The following is a 24,016-nucleotide window of genomic DNA, read 5'->3' as shown; positions in this document are numbered from 1 at the left end:
CCTTCATCCGCTTGCAGCCAGAGCGCTACGGCGGAAGTGACGCAGACATCGCTTTGTCTTCCGACTGATTCCAACCAAGGATTTTTCATGAAGCACATTCTCATCATCGGCGCCGGGTTCGCCGGCTTGTGGAGCGCAATCGCAGCCGCCCGCCGCCTGCAGGAAACCGGGACCCGGGCGCAGATCACCGTCCTCAACCGCGATGCCTACCACGGCATCCGGGTCCGGTACTACGAGGAGGACCTCGGCAATACGCGCGTTCCGCTGCGCCAGGTATTGGACCCGGTGGGCGTGAAACTCGTCGTCGGCGAGGTAACCGGCATCGACCCCGGCAAGCGGCGGGTCGACGCCCTGGTAGAGGGGAGTCCGCGGGCGCTGTTCTACGACAAACTGGTGATTGCCAGCGGCAGCGCGCTCGCCTTGCCGGCCATTCCAGGACTCGCCGAACACGCATTCGACATCGACACCCACGCCTCCGCGATGCGCCTGCAAGCCCATGTCCGGCAGCTCGCCCATGCCGTGCGGCGGCCCGGCTGGCTGACGGCGGTGGTGGTGGGCGCCGGCGCCACCGGCGTCGAACTCGCCTGTGAACTGCCGGCCCGTCTGCGCGCGGCGGCGCAAGCCAGCGGCATTCCCGACGCCGAGGCGGAGGTGCGGGTGATCCTGGCCGATCGCGAAGCCACCGCATGCGCGCAGCTGGGAGGCGCGCGCCCTGTCATCGAGCGCGCTTGCGCGGAACTGGGCGTCGAGCTGCTTTCCAGCGTCGCAGTCAAAGCGATCTCGCCGGATGGCGTCACTTTCGACAATGGCAGCATCCTGCCTTCTTCCACGGTGGTCTGGTGTGCGGGCATGCGCGCCAGCCCTTTGAACGGCCAGGTATCGGCCAAGCTGGATGCCTCCTGGCGCCTGTATGTGGACGCGTGCCTGAAAGTGAAAGGATTCGACGATGTATTCGCGGCCGGCGACGCCGCCCACATGCTCATCGATGGCAAGATGCCGTCGGTGATGTCTTGCCAGCATGCCCGTCCGATGGGGCGCTTCGCGGGCCAGAACGTCGTCAACGACCTGATCGGCCCGCCGCTCGAACCCCTGCATATCGACTGGTACACGAACATCATCGACCTCGGTCCTTGGGGCGCCGTCTACGCCGAAGGCTGGGATCGCGCGGTGCGCTCCGAAGGCGAGATCGCAAAGCAAACAAAGACCGTCATCAATCGCGAAAGGATTTATCCGCCGCTGACGGGCGATAAAGCGGCGATTCTCGCGGCATCCGTTTTGCATATCCAGCGTCCGCCTTCGATTGGCCGCTGAGTTTCCCAGCCGGGGGAATCGTCACGTGCCCTTGGTGCAGTTCGGTGCCGGCCCGCATGCCGTGTTTATCGAGCAGCCGGTACATCGTGGTACGCGATACCCCCAGTTCACGGGCGGCGCGGCTGACGTTCTGGCCGTTGCGGTCCAGGCAATCGCGCAGCGCGCTGCGCTTTATGCCAGGGCATGGTTTGCGGCGTGATGAGGACAGCGAACTCGTTCTACAGCCAATTCGCCAATACAGCTGGCATTGAAACTATTCGACCCGTCCTTCCGGGTCTGGGTCATGTGAGTCGTGGATTTACTAACAATCGGATCGGCCTGGGTACAGCAAACGCGACAAGAAATCCGGAAAAGCGTGTTGGTCGCTATACTGCGAAGCTATGCAAATCCGCACGCGTCTGCTGCTTCTGTCTCTCTCCATTCTGGTTCCAGCCTGGCTGGCCGCTGTTTATTCCGTACATTTCATTTACTCGGAAGAGAAGCTGGACTACAACCGAAGCATGCTCGAATCGGCTCGATCACTTGCTTTACTGGTCGACAATGAGGTGCAGACGAAAGAAGCCGTATTACTCGCGTTGTCGAAGTCCCCAGCGCTCCGTAAGGGCGACCTGGAAACCTTCAGGAACTATGCGCGCGAGGTCGTACCGGAATCCGCGAAAGCCATCGTGCTGACATCGCTCGAAGGACAACAGCTGGTCAATACACGGGCAACGCCAGGCCGCCAACTGCCGGCGGTAAATCGCGACCTGCTGGCGCTGACACGCGCTACCCCTGGGCAGACAGTGGTGTCGAACCTGTTTGTTGGCGGCATCGCCAAACGCAAGGATGTCGCGGTCGACGTCCCGGTGTTCATCAAGGGCGAACTTCGCTATCGCCTGGCCATGGCTGTCGAGGCAGCCTCGTTCGAAAAATTGTTGCAGGCGCGGCGGAGCACAAGCTGGCTGATGACAGTCGTCGACAGGAACGGCATTGTCGTCGCGCGCAGTGTCGACTCGACGAATTTCGCAGGACGCCGCGCGACGGACAGCCTGTTTCGTCGTGTCGCCGCGCATGAGGAATCCGGTGCCCAGGAGGGTATAACGCTTGAGGGCATTCCTGTTACGACATTCCTGCATCGCGCACCAAAATCATCCTGGACCGTTTCCATTTCGGTGCCGACCGAAGAAATCCAGGAGCCGGCCAGGCGCGCGGCACTCGTGTTGACCGGAATGATCGTTGCCCTGCTAGGGATAGGCATCGCCGTGGCGAATTCCTATGGCAGGAAGACGGCCGGTACGATCGAGTCGCTTCGTTCAGCGGCCGAGCGTCTCGGCAGCGGGCAGCGCATCCAGGTGCCTGCCACCGGATTGAAAGAGGTCGATGTCGTGGGCGCAGCGCTCACCGAAGCCAGTGGGCAGGTACAGCGGCATCAGTCCGAGCTGGAACGGCGCGTAAGGGAGGCTGTCGCGGCTACCGAGCGAAGCCAGCGCTCGTTATTGCAGACCCAGAAGCTGGAAGCGCTGGGACGCCTTACAGGCGGCATCGCACACGACTTCAATAACATCTTGCAAACCCTTACCTCGGCACTCCAGCTGATTAACAGGAGCACCGATCTCTCGACCATCAAAAGACTGAGCGAAACCAGTCAGCGGGCAGTAGGTAAAGCCACTGCGCTTACCGCCCAGCTGAGGGCATTTGGCCGGGTACAGGATGTCCGGCTCGAGACTGTCAGCGTGCCGTACGTGCTGGCGACAGTGATGCCATTACTGAAGAACGCTCTTCCAGCAAACGTTGTTCTCAAATCGGATAGCTCAGAAGACGGATTACCGGTCACGATCGACCTTCTTCAGTTTGAGCTTGCCCTGCTTAATATCGTCATCAATGCAAGGGATGCCATGCCATCCGGCGGCGAAATTCGCTTGTCGGTCACTAGCGCCTTATTGGACTTACCGCCGTCAGGATTGAAACCCGGACCTTACATCGCCATCAAGATCAGCGACAACGGCAGCGGCATGTCGCCTGATGTGCTCAGCCATGCAATCGACCCCTTCTTTACGACCAAGGGCCTTGAAACGGGAAGCGGTCTCGGTCTTGCGCAAGCTTACGGATTTGCGACGCAGGCTGGCGGAACTCTTTTGCTGGACAGCGAGCTCGGCAAAGGGACACGTGTACTGATTTATCTCCCGGCAGCGCAAGATGCCTTTACGACGACCGGCGAACCGGTGGCCCCCGCAGAAATCAGCCATGGGTCGGGCACGGTCTTATTTGTCGAAGACGACCAGCTGATACGGGCGGCGGTCGCGCCGGGATTGGCGGAAGCGGGCTTTCGTGTCGTGGAAGCCGCGGACGCCGACGAGGCGCTGCGAACGGTCGCGTCCGGCCTGCAATTCGACGTGCTGTTTTCGGACGTAGTCATGCCCGGGCAAATCAACGGCGTGGAATTGGCGAGACTGATCCGGGCGCGTATCCCCCACATGCCGGTCGTACTCGCCAGCGGCCATACCGAGCTCAGGATCGATCTGCCCAAGGTGCGGCTGGTAGGCAAGCCCTACGACATCGACGAGGTGACCAGGTTCCTGAACGAAGAGATCGCCCAGGCCCGTAGCCTTAGTTGAGGAAAGCGCGGCCAACCTGCTTCAAAAGGTCACACACTCCCATCGGTGCAGTCGAAAGAGCGTATTGGCTGCCAGGCGCTGAACGCGAAGGAAACAGCAAGACCACGCAAGTGCCGATGAAGGGGCAAGTATAAAAGCCAATAATGGAACTCACAGGGTGCCAAGCAAGGGCTTGGCGATCGCTATTGAACCAGTGCGATGTTTCACAAGTTCGAGCGGAGTCCTGATAAAAACCACGGTGGACACGAATGCCGCGGTCGAAAGGATTGTTCCCGACGCCGCTCGAGGTTAAAGTCCAGGGTTCGATGCGCGGTATCAAACCGTTGGCGCCTCGCTTTGCGCTTACCGGGACCGCCCCAGTCCTTGAAGTATCGTGTCGATATCCCCAACCTGCACCGGTTTCGTAAGATGACAATCGAAACCCGCTTCCTTCGACTGGCTACGGTCGTCATCGGCGCCCCAACCGGTGAGGGCAATCAGGCGGGTATTTTTCAGCTCAGGAATCTGGCGGATGGCGCGCGCCGTCTCGAAACCATTCATGCGCGGCATGCCAATGTCGAGGAAGACCAGCTGTGGCGTGAAGCTCCGGAGTAGCTCCAAGGCGTCAACGCCGTCGTGCGCCATCCGCACCACATGCCCGTTGAGCTCGAGGAGCATCGCCAGCGTACTGGCTGCGTCGACGTTATCGTCGACGACGAGAATATCTATGCCTGCGGGCGTTGCCGGCGCCGCATCGACAGCGCCATCGGCGACAGGCGCCAGCGTTTCAGGTTCCAGCGGCAATAGCGGCAGGCGCAGGGTGAAGATACTGCCTGCGCCAGCGCCTTCGCTGGCCGCGGTAACGCTGCCGCCATGCATCTCGATCAGACGCCGCACCAGCGATAGTCCAATCCCGAGGCCGCCCTGGGACCGGTCCAGGTTCCGTCCCACCTGGCTGAACATGTCAAACACGCTCTCCAGAGCGTCAGCGGGTATGCCGACGCCATTGTCGCTCACCGAGACAAGCGCAGTGTCATCTTCGCGTCGCATGGCAAGCGAAATCGTGCCGCCTGGCGGCGTATATTTGGCCGCATTGTTGAGCAGGTTCGCCACGACCTGCGCTAGGCGCGTCGTGTCCACCTCCGCCAGGAGGGCTTCCCCAGGCAGATCGACCTGCAAGCGGTGCCTGCCGCTATCGATGATCGGCAGGCTGGTTTCCACTGCGCCTGACAGCACCTCTCTCAAATCCACTTGCGTTTTCTTGAGTTCCAGCTTGCCGCCGCTGATCCGCGCGACGTCGAGCAAGTCGTCGATCAGGTGCACCATATAGCCGACCTGGCGCTCCATCACGCCCCGCACCTTCGCTACCGCAGCCCTGTCGTCGCTGCCAAGCCGCATCACACTCAGGCCATTGCGTATCGGCGCCAGCGGATTGCGCAGCTCATGGGCAAGCGTGGCAAGGAACTCGGTCTTGCGGCGGTCTGCCTCCGAAAGATCGGCAGCCAGCTTCCGAAGCTGTTCGTCTGCCTGCTTGCGCGACGTGATATCCGAGAACAGCAGCGCCACGCGCAGGCTTCCAGGCTCGCCCACGCGAGTTGCATACACGTCGAACCAGCGCCCCATTGCCGCTGCCTCGCTTTCGAAGCGGGTCGCCACGCCCGTCAGGGCGACGTCGCCGTAGGTGTCGATCCAGAAACGGTCGAGTCCCGGCACGAGTTCGAGCGCCGTCTTGCCAACCGCATTGGACAAACCCGTGTTTCGCTCGAACATCGGGTTCATTTCAACGAAGCGGTAATCGGCCGGCGCCCCCGCGTCGTCAAGCAGCATTTCGACGATGCAGAAGCCCTGGTCCATCGAGTCGAACAGGGTCCTGTAGCGCTCCTCGCTGGCGCGCAGTTCGGCGGCGGCATGCTTGCTCTCCGTCGTATCGAGAACAATGGCGACGGCGCCATGGAATTCACCAGCCGGGCCCCGCAGCGCATTCAGGCTGCTGGTTGCCGGCATGATCGAGCCGTCCTGGCGCAGGTAATGCTTGTCGAGACTGGCCTCGATGCCGTCGACCATCAGCCTGCCCACGGTGTCCAGCGTCTTTTGCAGCGAATCGGGCGCGGTGACGTCGGCTACGCTCTTGCCCAACAGCTGTTCCGGCGTGTACCCCAGCATATCGCCGTACTTGCGATTGGCGAAGGTAATGCGCCCGCTGGTGTCCATCTCGACCACACCGGTTGCGGCCTGATTCACGATCTTCTGGAAGCGCTCCCGGCTATCATAGAGTTCGATCTCGGCCAGCTTGCGTTCCGTTTGATCGACACCATGCACCAGCAGGCCGGAAATCCTGCCGTCGGCATCGCGCAGGGCCATATAGACCAGGTCGACAAAGCGCCCTTCGAGCGGCATGCCCGGGCTGTGCTGCAACATGACCTTCAGGTCGCTGCCGTGGAAAGTCTCGCCGGTCCGGTACACATGATCGAGAAGTTCAAAATAACCCTGGCCTGCCACTTCCGGTACCGCGTCGCGGATCGACTGGCCGACCACATCCCGGTTGCCGACCAGCTGGAGATAGCGCTCGTTCACGAGCTCGATGACATGATCCGGACCGCCGAGGACGCACATGAATGCCGGCGCCTGCCGGAAGATGTCGTTCATGCGCTGGTTGCCGGCCTGGACTTCACGAAGCAGGCGTTCGCGTTCGGCTGCCACCGTGACCTCGTTGGTGATATCGCGCGATATCGCCAGGACGCTGCCGTTGACGCTGCCCGGAACGGCAGAGACCACGACATCCCACCATTTGGGCGCGCCTTTGGCAGTCGGACAACTTGCGCGAAAACTGCTCGTGCCGCCAGTCCGGACGGCGGCCAGGGCGCGGTCGATGTCGGCGTGGCTCTCGACAGGCCAGAACGATTTCCAGGGCAAGCCAGCGACCTTTGCAAAGTCGTCGACCTCCATGACGCACTGGCCGTTCTTGTTCATCGACACGAGGCGCCCGTCGGCGCTCAGCAGCTTCACACAGTCCAGGCTTAGCTCAAGAAGCTGCCAGCCGGGTGGCTGGGGCGCTTGGCAGGATGGCGTTTCCTGTTCAGGCAACATAGTTACTCAATTTCGTTAAATATTTTCGCGGAAGAGCGATAGAAGCCGTAAACATATGACGATTTTACCGCAAGCCAGGTATCGTTAGTCCGAAACCTGGAAGAGCTGTCTCCTTTCCGGCCAGGCGCAGTGCCCGGGCCGGTGCGGCGGCTGGCCCTACCGCCCTCCCGCCTGGGTGTTATACAGCGACATCGTGCGAGCGTAACAATACACAGCTATACTCCACGATTGCTTTTCTCTATGGCAAGATGACTATCCGTTCCCGCCTCGTGCTGCTCGTTCTTTCCGTGCTGCTGCCGGCCCTGATCGCGGGCGGCATCGCGGTCGCGTTCGTGTTCGACGAAGAACGCGACGCCCAGGAACGCGCCTTGTCGGAAGCGGCGCGCGTGCTGTCCCAGCTCGTCGACAGCGAACTGGCGAATAGCGAAACCTTCCTGCATGCGCTGTCGGCGTCCCCAGACCTCCTTGCAGGAAACCTGGAGCGTTTTTATTCCCAGGCCAAGGTCCTCTCGAACAATGGCAAGAACACGATCATCCTGAGCGGGCTCGACGGCATGCAGGTGATGAATACGCGCCTGCCATGGGGCGCGTCTCCACGCACGATCAACCCGCGCCTGCTGGCGCTGCGCCGCGCCGGCGATGCCGACGGTGCGATCGTCTCGGATCTGTTTTTTTCCCCACTCGGCCAGCGCTACGATTTCGCGGTCCAGGTCCCGGTGCGAATCGATGGCGAGCTCCGCTATTACATGTCGCGCGGTATGGAAGCCGCGGAGATTCAGGGCTTGATCAGCCGGCAGGGTTTTCCGGAGAACTGGATCGCCTCGGTGGTCGACCGCGATGGCCTGGTTATCGCTCGCAGCAGGAATTTCAAGGAAAACGTCGGCAAGAGCGCAAGCGGTGCGCTTCTCAAGGCGATTCGGGCTGGTGTCACGAGCGGCATCAACGACGGCAAGACGCTCGACGGCATGCGCGTCAAGGCGTTCTACCACCGCGCGCCAAAATCGCAATGGTCGGTCATCCTGAGCGTGCCTTCAGCCGAGCTGGAAGCTCCCGCAAGGCGCGTGTCGCTGCTGTTGACGGTGCTGATCGCTTTAATTCTCGTCAGTGCACTCATCCTCACACGCCGCTACCTCAGGCGCATCCTGGCGCCCGTATGGCGCTTGCGGGACGATGCCCAGCGTCTGGGACGCGGTGATCCCGTCGCCGGTTTTTCGTCCGGCCTCGCGGAGCTCGACACCGTGAGTGCGACCCTGGTCCAGGCCAGCGCGCAACTGCGCGGTGCCCAGGCCGACATGGAACGCCGGGTCGCGGAAGCGATCGAGGCCACCGAACGTGCGCAGCGAGCCCTGTTGAGGTCACAGAAGCTGGAAGCACTGGGACGCCTGACCGGCGGTGTGGCGCACGACTTCAACAACGTCCTCCAGACCCTCACCGCCGCATTGCAGCTGGTTGGCCTGGAGGCGAATCCGGAAAAGCTCCCGAGCCGGCTTGCCGTCTGCAAGCGGGCAATCGACCGTGCCACGGCGCTGGTGGCGCGGCTGCGGGCCTTTGGACAGACCCAGGATGCGTATTTCGAGGATACGCCCCTCGCGGAGGCGATCGCGGCTGTCCTGCCCATGCTCGAGAACGGATTGCCGGCGGACGTACGCCTTGAAACGGAGATTGCGCCTGCGCTCGGGCGTGTCCGGATCGACCTGACCCAGTTCGAGCTCGCCCTGCTGAACCTGGTGATGAATGCCCGCGACGCGCTGGCGGACAAGGGCACGATCATGCTGCGCGTCTTCCTGCAGGCCGACAGTGCGCAAGTCGCTTCCCTGCCCGCCGGGACCTACGTGCGCATCGACGTCGTCGATACCGGCGTCGGCATGACGCCGGAGGTCATGGCCAAAGCAACCGACCCCTTCTTCACGACCAAGGCCCAGGACAAAGGCACCGGGCTGGGGCTGCCGCAGGCCTATGGCTTTGCGATCCAGTCGCGCGGAACCTTGTTCCTGGCAAGCGAGCCGGGACAAGGAACGACGGTCAGCCTGCTGCTGCCGCAGCTCGCGCACCAAGCCGTCGACGTAGTGCCGGGGCCTGCCGCGAGCGTAGCCCCGACCGGCGCCCCACCTCAGCTGCGAGCCACTGTCCTGTTCGTCGAGGACGACCCCCTCGTGCGCGAGAGCGTCGTGCCGATCCTGGAACGCCATGGAGCGACCGTCCTGAGTGCGGAAAACGCGCAGGAGGCACTGCGCCTGCTGGAAGACGGAACCGACATCGACATCCTGTTCTCGGATGTCGTCATGCCTGGCGAGATGAATGGCGTCGCGTTGGCGCAGCTGGTCCGGCAACGCTATCCGGCGATCGCCATCGTCTTGGCAACCGGCTATTTCAACGAAACAATCGATCTGCCGGGGGTCAAGGTGCTGACCAAGCCTTACCTCACGAACGACGCCTTGAAAGCCCTGGCGGGCGCGTGTGCGTGAGCGCTAGCGATTGCGGGCTGAACGCTGCGCATGTACGTCATCATGCCGTCCCCACGAGAGCCGCCGAGCGTCGATGCGCGACGCTTGTCTTGCGCCACTCTTCCTTGAAGACAGGTATCTTTAGACAACAAAAAACATTTTCACAAATGTTTTAGTGATTTGCGTTTCGCTATCGTCTTTTTGGAGAGAACATGGAGTCGAGAGACAGCATCGCCGACATCTGGGGCGAACGCACGCCCTACGAGGGCGAGGACAAATGGCCGGTGCGCGTCGACCAGCGCACCAGCGCCGACCCGGACCACTGGGTGCAGTCGGCCTGCGTCCTGTGTTCGAACGGCTGTGGCTGCGATATCGGCGTGAAGGACGGCCGCATCGTCGGCGTGCGCGGACGCGCGCAGGACGTCGTCAACCGCGGCCGCCTCGGCCCCAAGGGCCTGCATGGCTGGGAAGCCAACAACAGCCCGGACCGGCTTACCCATCCCCTGGTACGCCGCAACGGCCGGCTCGAACGGGCCAGCTGGGACGAGGCGATGCTGCTGATCGTCGACAATGCCCAGAGGATCCGGCGCGCGTATTCGGCCGGCGGCATCGGTTTCTACACCAGCGGCCAGCTCTTCCTGGAGGAGTACTATACCCTGGGGGTGATCGGCAAGGCCGGCCTGGGTACGCCCCATATGGACGGCAACACCCGCCTGTGTACGGCCACATCCGCCGCGGCGCTGAAGGAAACCTTCGGCAGCGACGGCCAGCCCGGTTCCTACTTCGACGTCGACACCACCGACTGCGTCATGATGGTCGGGCACAACATGTCGAACACCGGCACCGTGCTGTGGATGCGCGTGCTGGACCGGCGCCGCCACGCGAATCCCCCCAAGCTGATCGTGATCGACCCGCGCAGCACGATGACGGCGCGCGAGGCCGACTTGCACCTGGCGCCAAAGATCGGCACCAACGTCGCGGTGTTGAACGGACTGCTGCACCTGCTGATCGAAGGCGGCTACGTGGATCATGCGTTCGTGGAGGACCGCACGGTCGGCTTCGAAGATCTGAAAAAACTGGTCGCCGAATATCCCCCCGAGCGCGTCGAGCAGATCTCGCGCGTGCCGGCAGCCGACCTGCGCCGCGCCGCCGACATGATCGGCACATCGAAGATGCTGCTGTCCAGCTGCCTGCAGGGCGTCTACCAGTCGAATCAGGCCACAGCCGCGGCCGTGCAGGTCAACAACGTCAACCTGATCCTGGGCCGGATCGGGCGCCCCGGCTGCGGCATCCTGCAAATGAATGGCCAGCCGACCGCGCAGAACACCCGGGAATGCGGCGCCGACGGCGACCTGCCAGCCTTCCGCAACTGGAACAACTTCGAGCACATCAAGGATCTGGCGCGGGTCTGGAACGTCGATCCGGCCATCATCCCGCACTGGACCCCGCCAACGCACGCGATGCAGATCTTCCGCTATTGCGAAACGGGTTCCATCCATCTGCTGTGGATCCAGGCCACCAACCCCGCGGTCTCGCTGCCGAACCTTCAGCGCATCCGCGACATCCTGCAAAAGCCGGACCTGTTCGTCGTGGTGCAGGACGCCTTCCTTACCGAGACCGCGCAATTCGCCGACGTGGTCCTGCCGGCTGCGCTATGGGGCGAAAAGACCGGCTGCTTCACCAACGTCGACCGCACCGTCAACATCAGCCACAAGGCGGTCGAGCCGCCGGGCGAGGCTCGTTCGGACCTCGACATCTTCGTCGATTTCGCCCGCCGCATGGATTTCAGGGACAAGGACGGCGCGCCGCTGATCAAGTGGAGCACGCCGGAAGGCGCCTTCAAAGCCTGGCAGGAATGCACGCGTGGCCAGTTCTGCGACTACACCGGCTTGTCCTACGAAAAGCTGAGCCAGGGCTCGGGCATCCCGTGGCCCTGCAATGCAGCGTATCCGGAAGGCGAGCACCGGCTGTACAAGGACCACGTGTTCCGTACCGATGCAGACGAATGCGAGAGCTTCGGCCACGACATCGTCACCGGTGCGCCGGTGCCGGCGGTCAAATACAAGGCCGCCAATCCTGCCGGCCGCGCCATCCTCAAGGGCGCCGAATACATGCCGCCGTTCGAGGAGCCCGACGATGCCTACCCCTACTTCCTCACCACCGGCCGCCTGGTCTACCATTTTCACACCCGCACCAAGACCGGCCGCGCGCCGGCGCTGGCGGCGGCGGCCCCCGACGACCATGTGCAGCTGGCACCGGAAGACGCGGCGCAGCTCGGCATCGCCGACGGCGACTGGGTCCGGGTGACTTCCCGCCGCGGCAGCATCGAGGCCAAGGCGCAAGTGGGCGGGATCGGCGCCGGCGAGGTATTCGTCTCCTTCCACTTCGGTTACTGGGACGAGCCGGAGCGCGCACGTGCGGCCAACGAGCTGACGATCTACGAATGGGACCCCGTCAGCAAGCAGCCCCATTACAAGTATTCGGCCGTGCGTCTGGAGAAAGTGGCGGTGCCGAGCTTGCGCCAGCCCGAACGGATGGACCCGGCTGCGCCTGGCGAGCCCGGCATCGAAGCGAAGGGAGGCATCGCCCACTCCATAAAACACGCCTTCGTCGAGGGCATGCAGCAGGCCAAGCCGAAGCGCGCCCACGTGGCCGACTACCTTGGCCTGCTGCAGGAAAGCTCGCGCCGCCTCGCCAAGGGCTTCGAGCAGCTGCGCAGCACCCATCCTGACGAACCCGACATCGGCCCGCTATCCCATGTGCAGGCCGAGTGGTCGCGCGCTTCGGCCGACGCGCTCGAGCCCTTCGTGCAGAAATACGGCGAGCGCAAGGAAGGCGAGCCCGAGCGGCTGGACGAGGCACTGCTGGTCAAGCGCAAACAGGGCGGCTTCGACATGCTGCGCGACCTGCACGACCTGTGGCTGGCGGTCAACGAAAGCATGATCTCGCTCGACGTCCTGGAACAGGGCGCGCGCTCGCTGCACGACAAGGCATTCGAAGCGGCGATCACGCAAATCCGCCATCAGAACACGCGCCAGCTGGAATGGCTGCATGGCCGCATACGGCAGGCCGCGCCGCAGACCCTGGTGGTGCCATCCTGAGAGGCCGCAGGCGGTGGAATCGCCACGTATTCCTTAGTGCAGTTCGGTGCCGGCCCGCATGCCGTGTTTATCGAGCAGCCGGTACATCGTGGTACGCGATACCCCCAGCTCACGGGCGGCGCGGCTGACATTCTGGCCGCTGCGGTCCAGGCAATCGCGCAGCGCGCTGCGCTCCGAACGCATGCGCGTGTCGTCCAGCGCCGCGGGCGGCTGGATCGCAATGCTATGCGCGAGCCCCATGTCTTCCGGGGCGATCAGGCGCCCGTCGGCCATCACCATTGCGCGCCGGACGCGGTTGATCAGCTCACGGACGTTGCCGGGCCAGTCGTGCTCGAGGATGGCGGCGAAAGCACGGTCCGAGAACCCGCGCAAGCCCGGCGCCTTCTCGGCCGCATACACGTCGAAGAAATGCTCGGCCAGCGCAATCAGGTCGTCGCGGCGTTCCCGCAGCGACGGCACGGTGAGGGGCAGGACCGCCAGGCGGTAATACAGATCTTCGCGGAACGTCCCCGTCACAACGGCATCCTGCAGCTGTACGTGCGAGGCAGCCACCACGCGCACGTCGACCCGGATCTGGCGCGTACTGCCCAGCCGGCAAATGGTCTGCTCCTGCAGGAAGCGCAGCAGGTTGGCTTGCAATTCCTTCGGCAGGTCGCCGATCTCGTCGAGGAACAGGGTGCCGCCGTCGGCGGACTCGATCAAGCCCGCCTTGCCCTGGGTAGCGCCGGTGAAGGCGCCGCGCTCGTAACCAAACAATTCCGAATGAATCAGCGTCGGCGAGATCGCGCCGCAGTTGACCGCCACGAACGGCCCCCCGCCACGCGGCGACCTGGTGTGGATGGATTGCGCCGTCAGTTCCTTGCCGCTGCCGCTCTCGCCCCAGATCAGCACCGGCGCCGGGACTTTCGAAACACGCTCGATCTGCGCATGCAGGCGCTGCATCGCCTCGCAACTCCCGACCAGCGGCGTCTCTGTATCGCCATCGCGCGCCGCGTGCTGGCGCTGTTGCAACAGCGCCCAACCGTGAGCATGGCCCAGGGCGTGCGAGAGGCGACCGGGATCGGCTGGCGCGGTGTGGTAATCATAAAAATGTTCGACGATCAGCTCGCGGCAGACGTCGCGCTCGAGGTCGCGCGCCTCGAAAATACCGAGCCATTGCAGGCCACTGTGATGGCGCAGGAATGCGCGAAGTTCCTCGATGTCGTGCTCCTGCCGGCGGTATTCCAGTAGACCCACAATATATTCGCGATGACGCAACTCACGAGCCGCATCCGCCAGGCTTCTTACAGGGCTGACATCCCACTCCGGCAAACAAGCAGCGGGATTGGTCGCCATACGCGCCAAATCAGGTGATATTACCAACAGCCTTTTTTGCGGCATCGTCATCCCGGTGTCAAAGCAATTAATTGCAAGCATAACGATTGTTTTTGAACACGGCTGCCCGTTACGTGCCGGAAAATATTCGGTGCGCGAATGCGTTATCGGCGATTCCAACTCTCTCGTTCCAGCCGCCACCATTGTTTGTCTGACCTGATCGTCCGGACAAAACCTGCTGCATCGGCCAGACGCGCAACAGCCGCGTTGTCGAGGGCCGTGTCGACCACGATTGCGGAGAGCCGAAACTGCGTGAACGCCCAATCGATCAGGGCGTTTCCAAGCTCTTCCGCATAGCGGTACCTTCCCCAATAGGAATGGGCAAGTTCGATACCGAACTCCGCCTCCCCTTCCTGGCAGCCATGCATGCGGACGCCGCCACTGCCGATGATCTTTTCTATCGCATCCGTTTTGGTAATCGCGAACTGATAGTTTCGGCGCGGCGCTTCTTCTTGCCACCCAATGAACATCTCGAATACCTTGGCCGCCTGGTCGGCGCCAAGTTCATCCGGGTGATGAAATACGGTAAACGCGGGGTCGGTTTGGTAATCGATGAATTGCTGTTTGTCGTCCGGCGTATATTCACGCAGCACGAACCGATTGGTGGACAACACGACTTTGCGCCCTGGGTGCCAACTCATGTGCAAGTTCCTGGTTCAAAACACACAAACGTCCATCGGTCCGCTGCCGTTCAGAAGTCAGGCATGGGATGGACTGGCTGCGTGTGCTTTCCTGAAATGGTCGGGCGAGCACAAGACTCTCAGAGCGACGGGACGCGGCACGCCGGCCTGTTCCATGAAAAGCAATGCAGGATGCACGCCCTGGCGGCCACACAGCTTCAAGCCTTGTTCGACAAAATACGCCGTCGTGCGGTCGGTTCGTGCATCATCATGGATCTGCTCAGCCATGCCTTCCTCCCAATGAGCGAAAGATGCTATCAAAGCCGGGCCAGCCCTTAAAGTGATTTCTCAGGTTTGCGATCCAAGTCACTGTTTTTGTGTTTTATTTGCAAATTTGCAAATCTGACATTGCAGCAATTTGTCGGATCGTGTTCGTAAATCGCCATGCCAAGCGTCATGCATCCTTGTCTCAAGAGCAACAGCGGTCACGCATGTGCTTCGGTATCGGCACCTGCATTCGCCCGGCTGACGGCGTTGGAAACACGATACCTCTCACGACGGTCGCCCATCAGGAAGCGCAGGTCACGAATGCTCAGCTCGGTCACCTCGTGCATGCGGATCAGGACAGACGCGCTTACAGGCAAGCGCTGGTGACGGATCTTGCTGATGATCGGCGGTGCCAACTCGAGAATACGCGAGAGCGCGGCATCGTTCTTCAAGCGCATGTTCTGCAGCAGTGTGTCCAGCAGACGGTTCGGGTTATATGCTTCGTCCGTATTAATGTCTATCATGTGCGCCTCCGAGGAAAGATAACTTATTGACAGCAATTTCCGGACCAGAACATTAAGTCCTTGATTTGGAAGCTCGCCAAAATTTCATGCCATTCGTTGCGGCCTTCTGTGTAAAACATGTCGACATGCTCGTGTGAGATTCAGCCCGGCCCCAAAGTCCGCCACATTTGTTTTATTTCGTTAACGAACATTGCATTTCTACACGGTAGTTCTGCTAGAATCTCTGCAGTGCAATAAATTTATCGAATTCACCGATTTGCACGTCTCCCAGTTCGACCGGAAGCCCGTCGAGCTGTCGTCGGCCCAAAACCTGCCGGCAGCCCTTCCCACTTTCGTCACTTACTGGAGCCCACCCATGCGCACCAAGCGTATCCTGCTGTCCTGTTCTGTTGCCGTGACTTTCGGCGCCAGCTTCGCCAATGCCGTCCCGCTGATCGCCAACGGCACGTTCGAACTGAGCACCAACGGCACCAACCGGCAGCTGTCATCGAGCCCGATCGAGGCCGACAACCGCAGCACCCTGAGCGGCTGGACCAGCAGCAACGGCAATGATGGCGGCTACAACTTCGTGCTCGATACCAGCATCATCACGACCAGCGCATCGGCGATCGGGCTGAAAGCCTACACGGCAACAGCCGACCACGGCCAGGTGTTTGCGTCCGACGCCTTGTACTATCCGGGCGTGCTGTCGCAGACGGTAAATGGCCTGACGCCCGGCGCCAGCTACCTGCTCAGCTTCGACTATGCGATGGGCCAGCAGGCCGGCTTCAACGGCAAGAACCTCGACAATTACTGGCAGGTCGGCTTTGGCAACGCCAGCCTGAAATCGGGCAAGCTGAGCCTCGAGGATGGCGGGTTCACCGGCTGGCAGAGCGCCACCATGCAGTTCACGTCGACCAGCGCCAGCCAGGTGCTGTCCTTCCTGGCCGTCGGCAGCTCGCCGGGCGCGCCGCCGTTCATGCTGCTGGATAACGTGGCGATGGAGAGCGCCGTACCGGAACCATCGACCCTGAGCCTGCTCGGCGGCGCCGTGCTGGCGGGCCTGCTGGCACGCCGCCGCAGCCGTTCGAAGGCTTGAGCGGCCACATGCGCCACCCGCCCCGACCATGACCTCTTCCGTGCACGAGGCCGCCGTCCTCGCCATGCGCCTGTGCGCCTGGCTGGCGCTGCTGAGCGCGATTTTCGTTCCGCTCGAGCACTGGTGCGGCATCCATGGCCAGGGGGCCAGACCGGGTGAAGTGCGCCGCGACCTCGCCTATTACTTCCTCAGCAGCCTGGCGCCGGGCATCTTGCTGGCTGCGCCAACGGCACTGCTTGCCATTGCGGGGCGCCACATGATGCCGGAAGCCTGGCTCGCGGCGATGCGCGGTCTTCCTGGCGCGGCGCGGATGGGGCTTGCCTTCCTGGTCGCCGAAACGGGTTTCTACTGGGGCCACCGGCTCAGCCACATGCTGCCGTGGCTGTGGCGCTTCCATTCGCTGCACCATAGCAGCGAACGCATGCAGTTCCTGGCCAACACCCGCACGCATCCGGTCGACATGCTCGTCACGCGGCTGTTCGGCCTGGCGCCGCTGTATGTACTCGGTCTGGCCGGACCGACGGCGGCCGGCAGCAGCGCACCCGCCCTGCTCCTGGTGCTCGGCACGTTCTGGGGCTTCTTCATCCACGCCAACCTGCGCTGGCGCCTGGGACCGCTGGAGTGGCTGGTGACGACGCCAGCCTTCCACCATTGGCATCACAGCCGGCACGAGCACATCAACCGCAACTACGCGGCCAACCTGCCCTTCCTGGACCGTGTGTTCGGTACGCACTACCTGCCCCGCCACTGGCCAGGCGACTATGGTACCGATACGCCGCATGCGGACACACTGGCGGGCCAGTTGCTGGACCCGCTTGGGCCGAAACCCGGACGCCCTGATGAAGCGCACTCATGAAGCGCATTCGATTTTCCTGGACCGCCCCCGGCAGGGACAAGCGCGCCGTTGCGCTTTGTCCACGGAAGCCTTGCCAGCGGGCAATTTCCCGCTTTTCTACAGTAGAATTGCCGGTGCAGTATTGACGATTGCCACCCTGGCCATGCGTCCTCGGCCATAACGGCGCGTCCCTCTCTTTTCTCCTTCACTTCCATGTTCGACGTTCAACTACCAGATTCTTGTCCTGCGTTGCAGGAGCTTGTCGACTGCTGCGAATCGCTCATCTGGATGGACGACGAAGCGGGCCGCTGCATCTACTTGAACCCTGCCCTTGAACGGGGCCTGTCGACGGTACTGGAGACCTGGGCCGCGCGTATTCACGCGGAAGATTGGCCGATTGTCAGCAGCCAGGTCGACACCGCCAGGACCAGGCGCCAGGAATACCGGGTCGAATACCGGCTCATGAAGTTCGACGGCGGCACCCGATGGATACTCGAAAGCGCTGCCCCGCGCTTCGACGCGGAGGGCCAGTTCACCGGCTTCGTCGGCAGCATGGTCGACATCGATGCGCACAAGCACGCGATCACGTCCCTTGCCCGCAGCGAAGCCCAATACCAGCTGCTGGCGCAAAATGGCAGCGACCTGGTCGCCCATCTGGATGCCGAGGCGCGCTATCGCTACGCCTCTCCTTCATACGCGACAGTGCTCGGACATTCGCCGGCACAGCTGCAGGGCGCGCATGCCTACGACTTCGTGCATCCCGCAGACGTCGCTATCATCCATGCGGAGGCCGCGGCACAGATCCAGCAAGGCGCGGCCCCGCGCACGCTCAAGATCCGCAAGCGCAAGGCCGACGGAAGCTACGAATGGTTCTCGGTGAAGGTCAAGGTCATGCTGGACACGGACACCGGCGGCAAGCTTGGATCGGTGATCGTCTGCACCAGCATCCAGGCGCAGCAATCGGCGGAGGACGCCCTGCAGGCGCACATGCGGCGCCTGCAAAGCTGGGCGCAGGTCTCGACCGACCTGATCTGGGAAGTCGATCTCTTGACCGGGATGGTCTGGCGCAGCGGCAAGGCGCAAAGCGTCTACGGGCTGGCATCCGACGTGGCGCTGGCCGAGGACAGCAGTTGGGAAGACCGTATCCACCCCGCGGATAGCGCCTGGGTCGTCCCAGGCTTCAGGCGGATCCTCGACGGCGAATTGGATCGATGGGACGCCGAATATCGGCTGAGGCTGCCTGATGGAAGCTATACCCATGTGTTCGACAAGGGAACCGCGATTCGCGACGAAAGCGGCCGGATGGTCTCGATCGTCGGCAGCTTCATCGATCTCGCTGCGCAGAAGAAGACCGAGATCCAGCTGTCGCAGCAGAATCGCGCACTGAACCTGCGCAGTGCCTGCAGCCAGTTGCTGGTAAGGGTGACGGACAGCGACGCGCTCCTGAATGGTATCTGCCGGCTTGCGCGCGAGATCGGCGGATACGGGAACGCCTGGGTCGCCTTCGCCGACGACGGCCCCGACCAGCGCCTGCGTGTCGTCGCTACCGCCGCCGACGAAGCGCACAAGGCAGTCCTGCTTGGCATGCCCCTGAGCTGGGACGCCGATGCGCCGGGCGGCATCGGGCGCGGTCCCGCCGGCGAGGCGGTGCGGTCAGGTCGCGTCCAGGTCGTGGCCAACATCGAGCAGACGCCGGCATTCGCGCCATGGCGCAACATCGCCGCGCGCTTCGGCGCCGCTGCGGCGATCTACCTGCCGCTGCGCCACGAAGGCAGGACGACCGGCGTCCTGGCCCTGTACGCGCGCGCGCCGATCACGCCGTCGGACGACGAGCTCCAGCTCCTGCAGTCGCTGGCGGACGAGCTGAGTTTCGGGATTTCGCACTTGCAGGTCCAGGCCGAGCGAAGCCGCATGCGGTCCGCCGTGGCGAGCGTGGCGGCCGGGGTGTCGTCCAGCACCGAGCACCTCTTTTTCGAACAGATCGCGCTGCACATGGCGCAAGCCGTCCATGCGGACGCGGCCTTCATCTCCCTGTTTTCCAGACCCAGCGAGCGCGGCCGGATCCTCGCCGCCGCGGTACGGGGCCAACTCATCGAGCCCTTTCAATATGGCCTCGACGACACGCCTTGCGCGGCGATCTTTTCCGAGCCGCTGTATATCGTCGAAGACGGCCTGGCCGAGCGCTTTCCGAAAGCGGGCTTGCCGGGCCTGGACGGCATGCGCGCCTGCGTCGGTGCGCGGCTCGAAGATGGCGCCGGCGCCGTCATCGGCTCCGTGTTCGTCCTGTATGGAAGGAAAATAGCGGACATCGACCTGATCGGCTCGAGCATGCGCATTTTCAGCGCGCGCGTCGCCTCCGAACTCGAGCGCATGAAGCACGTGGCGACGATCCGTGAACAGGCTTCGCTGCTCGACAAGGCGAAGGACGCGATCATCGTGCATGCGCTCGACGGCAACATCGTTTTCTGGAACAAGGGAGCGGAGCGGCTGTACGGCTGGTCGGCGCAGGAGGCGGTCGGCGGCAACCTCTCCCTGCTGCGGCCAAAAGACGATGAACTGGCGGCCGCGCGCGCCATGCTCGACGCCCATGGGGAATGGAGCGGCGATCTGGAGCAGTCGACGAAGGACGGCCGGCTGCTGGCGATCCACAGCGAGTGGACCCTGATGCGGGATGCCAACGGCGCGCCGCAGTCGATCTTCTCGATCAGTACCGACGTTACCCAGACCAAGGCCGACCAGAGGAAAATCGCGTCGCTGGCCTATCACGACCAGCTGACCGGGCTGCCGAACCGGCAGGCCCTGCTCGACCGCCTCGCGGACGAGATCGGCAAGAGCAAGCGTGCGCCGGGCGCCCTGCTGTTCATCGACCTGGACAATTTTAAATCCCTCAACGATACACGCGGCCACCACGTGGGCGACAAGCTGCTCCAGCAAGTCGCCGCGCGCCTGCTCGAGAGCGTCCGGCAGGCCGACATGGTGGCGCGCCTGGGCGGCGACGAATTCGTCGTGCTGCAGACCGGCCTCGGGGCCGCCGTCGACGGCAGAATCAAATCCGTGCATTTCCTGGCCGAGAAGATCCGCATGCGCCTGAGCGAACCCTACCGCATCGGGACGCACGAGCACCACACGACGCCCAGCATCGGCATCGCCATGTACGCGGACGACGAGCTCGGCGTCAGCGAACTGCTCAAGCGCGCGGACATGGCGATGTACCGCGCCAAGGGTGCCGGGAAGGACCGCATCTGCCTGTTCGATCCTGCCATGCAGACCGAGATGAACGAGCGCGCCGACTTCGAGGCCGAGTTCAGGCAAGCCATCAAAGAGGAGCAATTCGTCCTCGAATACCAGCCGCAGGTGCACGCGGACCACGGCATCCGCGGACTCGAAGCGCTGGTCAGGTGGAAGCATCCTGTGCAGGGCATGGTGCCGCCGGTGAAATTCATCGGCTTCGCCGAGGAGTCCGGCCTGATCGTTCCACTCGGCCGATGGATCCTCGAGGCGGCCTGCCGGCAGATCGCACGATGGGAAGGGGACCCACGCCTCGGCAGTGTCCCGGTGGCGGTCAACATCTCGGCCCGGCAAATGCGCGACCCGGGGTTTGTCGAGGACGTGCTCGCCATCCTCGAACGCACTGGCGCGCCCGCGCGCCGGCTCAAGCTCGAGCTGACCGAGAGCATGCTCATCGAGAACATCGACGACACGATCGGCAAGATGCAAATGCTGTGCGCAGCCGGCATTGCCTTCGCTTTGGACGACTTCGGTACCGGCTTTTCTTCGCTGGCCTACCTCAAGCAGCTGCCGATCGACACCCTGAAGATCGACCGCTCATTCGTCGCCGACATCCTCACCGACAGCAACGACGCGGCGATCGCCCGTACCGTCGTCGCCCTGGCGCAGAGCCTGAACCTGAGCGTGATTGCCGAAGGCGTGGAGACTGCGGGTGCGCGCGACATGCTCGTGAGTTTTGGCTGCGACTGCCATCAGGGCTACCTGTACAGCAAGCCGGTCTCGGCGCAGGAGTTGTCTGCCTGGGCAGTTTGTGGACGATAAGCTGGCGGGGTGCACGGACCAGCTGCAACGGCAGCGAATAGTGGCACGATTGCAGTATCACTATTTCGCAATTCCCATACTGCATAAGTTGATAAGGTCGGGCGCCAAATAAGAATGACATTCCAAATTCCCTAACGTATATTTACATAAATTCATCATTGCCTAAGGAAGCGCGCTCTGCCGCCCCAACGTCACTATGTTGCACGAGTTGAACGAGGTAATCCTGGGCATCTACCGCATCGCTCAGGACACGCCAACGGAGGAGTTCCAAGCGTCTGCGCTCGAGCTGGTCAATACTGTGTTGCCTTTCGATTCGTGCCGGTGGGGTATGGCATTGAGGTACGACGGACAGCGTCTGGCTTTCGAGAGCGCCTATCAGCACAATGAGATGTCCGGCGTCCTGGACGCCTACCTCGAGGTGCTCGACCAGGATCTGGTGGGACTGGCAGCAGCCACGCATGCGGGCACGACGATCAACGTCAATGCTCGTCAGCTGTGCGGGGACAGCCCTGGGCAGGCAGCCTACCTCGACTACTTGTGCCGCTTCCGCCACGAGAACATGCTCGTGACGGGGCTGGTCTCCCCGTCGAACTCGGCCAAGTCGCTCTCGTATTATCGCTGGGGCAAGGACGATTCCTTCACCGAACGCGAACGGCAGCTCTGCCAATCACTGTTTCCACACATGATGGAAGCGTTGATGATTAACTTGCGTTTCGGGCTGGCGCAACTGCGCAGCATGGGGGGCGCCGTGAAATGGCCACTGGCGGTGTGCGACGATAACGGCGTCATCCTGTACGCCGAGCCCGATTTTCTCGATCTGCTGTCTGCGCAATGGCCGGCAAGGAAGGCATCGCATCTGCCGGCAGCGCTGGTCGATGCCCTGATCATCAGGCGCCGGCTTGAACATGCGGCGGACCAGGTAGTCGTGTGCGTCGGGCTGCGCCAGGATAGAACCATCTACCTCAAGGCGCGCGCGGCGCATGCCATCGATACGCTCACTCCGCGCGAATTGCAGGTAGCGAGGCTCGTGGCGAAAGGGATGAACCACAAGGAGATCGCCATTGTCCTGCGGCTGTCGCCGGCGACGGTACGCAACCACCTTCAGCGCATCCACGACCGGATCGGCGTAGGCTCCAACGCCGAGCTGTCCTCACAGCTCACGATGGTGCTGCCCTGACGACATAGCGTCACCCCCGACGCGTCGCCGGCCACCAATCCTCGGGATCGCATTCGAGCTGAATCATGTGGCCCGAACGCACGGTCCGGCTGCTTACATGTTTAAAAGCGCCCTGCCACATCGGTAGCGTCGCCGCGGCATCGACCAAGCCGTCCGCGTCGCCATAAACAACGTCGACCGGGCCTTCGAAAGGACTAGGGGCCGGTGGCCCGAGCTCGTTCCAGGCATCTTCCGCGATTGCAAAGAATGCGCCCGGGTCGAATACCGGCTGGGTTTGCATCAAGCCTGCATACGACGCCTGTTTGACCTTGGCCCATGGACTCCAGTAGGCATCCAGGAAAGCCGGCGTCGAGAAGATGATATCCAGCATATCGCGCGCGGCGCCAAAGTCGCGGCGGTCCGCCTTCAGGCGAGCGCTGGCCAAGGTCAGCGGCGCGGGATCTTCCACGAACCTCGTCACGAGACCCGCCAGGCGGATGAACACATCCGCCAGATCGGGCGCGGGCGCAAGCAGTGTCAACGACGCGATCCGCTCCGGCATGCACAGCGATAGTCGATAGGCCAGCACGGCGCCAAACGAATGCGCTACCAGATGCACCTGACCACCAGCCGCCACAGCGAGCGCCTGCTCTCTTGCAGCCTCTACCAGTGCGTGAAAGGGACGATGCGCCGCCGTGATCGACCGCGGCTGGTCCCACCACGAAATCGGCACGTCCCTGCCATAGGCAAGGCGCTCTGCGATCGCCGACAGCCCGGGGCCGCCATGCAGGAATAAACCACGAATATTTGATGACATTAAGTATTTAAAATTAATTAATAAAAATTTCTAATAGTCAATGATGCATTTGCATCATGGTCGGATTTACTCAGCAATAGTTACACTTGTAACCGATTGTGAACGGCGCTGGTCTGCATTATCGCCGCCGATCGCAAATGTAGCAAAAGGTCAATTAGACGCTTTTGGAATCTTGATCCTGAATTTCCGCCAGTATGGCCTTTACCAATCGACCAATTTTAAGTTGGCATTTCTGTCCATTTCATAACTAGAGAAAATAAATGAAAAAAATCGCTGCTATCACCCTGGCGCTCCTGCTGAGCGCCTGCGCCTCCGCACCACGCATGGCCGCGCCGACTGCGCTGCGCGCCCCGACCCCGATCATGGGCACGACCGGCAAGTTCATGTCCCCGTACACTGAGGATGGCACCGTCGCCGCCTGGGTCGAGAAAGGCCGCTCGGCAAGCGCCGGCGCCGGCATCGGCGGTTTCGTCGGCGCACAAGCCGGCCAGAAGCTCGCCTCGAACATCCCGTTCGTCGGCGGCATGCTCGGCCAGGCTGTCGGTGAAAGTGCCGGCCGCGCAGTCGCATTGAAGATGGTCGGCGGCGAAGAATTCATTCGCGCCAACTCGGACATGTCCTTCAATAACATCGACGACCTGGCCGTGTACATGTACGTGAAGAACTCGTCGCACAAGGATTTCGCCGAAGCCCTGAAGCTGACCCAGGACATCTACCCTGAGCTGAAGACCCGTTACGCACAAGCCATCATCACGGCTTCGAGCGGTGTCAACTAAGGA

At 62.5% G+C, this 24,016-nt stretch carries 16 protein-coding genes and 1 pseudogene; 9 read left to right on the top strand and 8 right to left on the bottom strand.

The annotated features are described in order from the left end of the window. Window positions 1-87 precede the first annotated feature (87 nt). On the top strand, window positions 88-1,311 hold the full coding sequence (locus tag LQV39_RS19170; protein WP_230027735.1) for an NAD(P)/FAD-dependent oxidoreductase: 1,224 nt from the start codon (window positions 88-90) through the stop codon (window positions 1,309-1,311). Here LQV39_RS19170 and LQV39_RS26490 read toward each other — a convergent pair. Beyond that, on the bottom strand, window positions 1,211-1,471 hold the full coding sequence (locus LQV39_RS26490) for a helix-turn-helix domain-containing protein (RefSeq protein ID WP_374199446.1): 261 nt from the start codon (window positions 1,469-1,471) through the stop codon (window positions 1,211-1,213). The two genes, LQV39_RS19170 and LQV39_RS26490, sit on opposite strands and share 101 nt — an antisense overlap. Before the next feature lie 220 nt (window positions 1,472-1,691). Here LQV39_RS26490 and LQV39_RS19165 point away from each other — a divergent pair, with 220 nt between their 5' ends. After that, entirely contained in the window at window positions 1,692-3,905 is a 2,214-nt protein-coding gene (locus LQV39_RS19165) for an ATP-binding protein (RefSeq protein WP_230027734.1), read from the top strand. 342 nt (window positions 3,906-4,247) lie between these two features. On the opposite strand, the gene LQV39_RS19160 is transcribed toward LQV39_RS19165, so the two are convergent. Next, window positions 4,248-6,971 carry a PAS domain-containing protein gene (locus tag LQV39_RS19160; RefSeq protein WP_230027733.1) on the bottom strand — a complete coding sequence of 908 codons (2,724 nt, stop codon included), beginning with the start codon at window positions 6,969-6,971 and terminating at the stop codon, window positions 4,248-4,250. 248 nt (window positions 6,972-7,219) lie between these two features. On the opposite strand from LQV39_RS19160, the gene LQV39_RS19155 reads away from it, so the two are divergent. Both LQV39_RS19155 and LQV39_RS19150 read left to right on the top strand, forming a co-directional pair. Then, entirely contained in the window at window positions 7,220-9,436 is a 2,217-nt protein-coding gene (locus LQV39_RS19155; RefSeq protein ID WP_230027732.1) for an ATP-binding protein, read from the top strand. A 191-nt stretch (window positions 9,437-9,627) separates the two neighbouring features. Then, window positions 9,628-12,516: a molybdopterin oxidoreductase family protein gene (locus tag LQV39_RS19150; RefSeq protein WP_230027731.1), complete on the top strand. Its 2,889-nt coding sequence runs from the start codon at window positions 9,628-9,630 to the stop codon at window positions 12,514-12,516. Between the two features lie 33 nt (window positions 12,517-12,549). On the opposite strand, the gene LQV39_RS19145 is transcribed toward LQV39_RS19150, so the two are convergent. From LQV39_RS19145 to LQV39_RS19125, 5 genes and pseudogenes are all read right to left on the bottom strand, one after another. After that, window positions 12,550-13,458: a sigma-54-dependent Fis family transcriptional regulator gene (locus tag LQV39_RS19145; protein WP_230027824.1), complete on the bottom strand. Its 909-nt coding sequence runs from the start codon at window positions 13,456-13,458 to the stop codon at window positions 12,550-12,552. Window positions 13,459-13,608: 150 nt separating this feature from the next. Next, window positions 13,609-13,851: pseudogene (locus tag LQV39_RS19140) on the bottom strand (VpsR-related response regulator); the annotation flags it as partial. Between the two features lie 143 nt (window positions 13,852-13,994). Beyond that, the gene (locus LQV39_RS19135) at window positions 13,995-14,531 is read right to left on the bottom strand and encodes a GNAT family N-acetyltransferase (protein ID WP_230027730.1); all 537 of its coding nucleotides are present in this window, start codon (window positions 14,529-14,531) and stop codon (window positions 13,995-13,997) included. Window positions 14,532-14,588: 57 nt separating this feature from the next. Beyond that, window positions 14,589-14,798 (bottom strand): hypothetical protein, encoded by a 210-nt coding sequence (locus LQV39_RS19130; RefSeq protein WP_230027729.1) that lies wholly within the window; start codon window positions 14,796-14,798, stop codon window positions 14,589-14,591. A 197-nt stretch (window positions 14,799-14,995) separates the two neighbouring features. Then, a complete protein-coding gene (locus tag LQV39_RS19125) occupies window positions 14,996-15,301 on the bottom strand; it encodes a hypothetical protein (RefSeq protein WP_230027728.1) in 306 nt (101 codons plus the stop codon). A gap of 355 nt (window positions 15,302-15,656) precedes the next feature. Between LQV39_RS19125 and LQV39_RS19120 the strand changes: the two genes are divergently transcribed. The 4 genes from LQV39_RS19120 (at window position 15,657) to LQV39_RS19105 (ending at window position 22,441) form a co-directional block, all read left to right on the top strand. Then, window positions 15,657-16,379, top strand: coding sequence for a PEP-CTERM sorting domain-containing protein (locus LQV39_RS19120; protein ID WP_230027727.1), 723 nt, complete (start codon window positions 15,657-15,659; stop codon window positions 16,377-16,379). Window positions 16,380-16,407: 28 nt separating this feature from the next. Next, complete coding sequence (locus LQV39_RS19115; RefSeq protein WP_230027726.1) at window positions 16,408-17,235, top strand: sterol desaturase family protein; 828 nt, start codon at window positions 16,408-16,410, stop codon at window positions 17,233-17,235. Between the two features lie 267 nt (window positions 17,236-17,502). Continuing rightward, complete coding sequence (locus LQV39_RS19110; RefSeq protein WP_230027725.1) at window positions 17,503-21,264, top strand: EAL domain-containing protein; 3,762 nt, start codon at window positions 17,503-17,505, stop codon at window positions 21,262-21,264. 208 nt (window positions 21,265-21,472) lie between these two features. Further along, window positions 21,473-22,441 carry a LuxR C-terminal-related transcriptional regulator gene (locus LQV39_RS19105; RefSeq protein WP_230027724.1) on the top strand — a complete coding sequence of 323 codons (969 nt, stop codon included), beginning with the start codon at window positions 21,473-21,475 and terminating at the stop codon, window positions 22,439-22,441. A gap of 10 nt (window positions 22,442-22,451) precedes the next feature. Here LQV39_RS19105 and LQV39_RS19100 read toward each other — a convergent pair whose 3' ends face one another. Further along, window positions 22,452-23,237, bottom strand: coding sequence for an alpha/beta fold hydrolase (locus LQV39_RS19100; RefSeq protein ID WP_230027723.1), 786 nt, complete (start codon window positions 23,235-23,237; stop codon window positions 22,452-22,454). A 260-nt stretch (window positions 23,238-23,497) separates the two neighbouring features. Here LQV39_RS19100 and LQV39_RS19095 point away from each other — a divergent pair, with 260 nt between their 5' ends. Then, a complete protein-coding gene (locus LQV39_RS19095) occupies window positions 23,498-24,013 on the top strand; it encodes a hypothetical protein (protein WP_230027722.1) in 516 nt (171 codons plus the stop codon). Window positions 24,014-24,016 lie beyond the last annotated feature (3 nt).

The organism is Massilia sp. Bi118 (assembly GCF_918697865.1).
Classification (GTDB): domain Bacteria; phylum Pseudomonadota; class Gammaproteobacteria; order Burkholderiales; family Burkholderiaceae_D; genus Telluria.
Note: the sequence above shows the minus strand (reverse complement) of the source record. Positions and strands in the feature narration are given on the sequence as shown.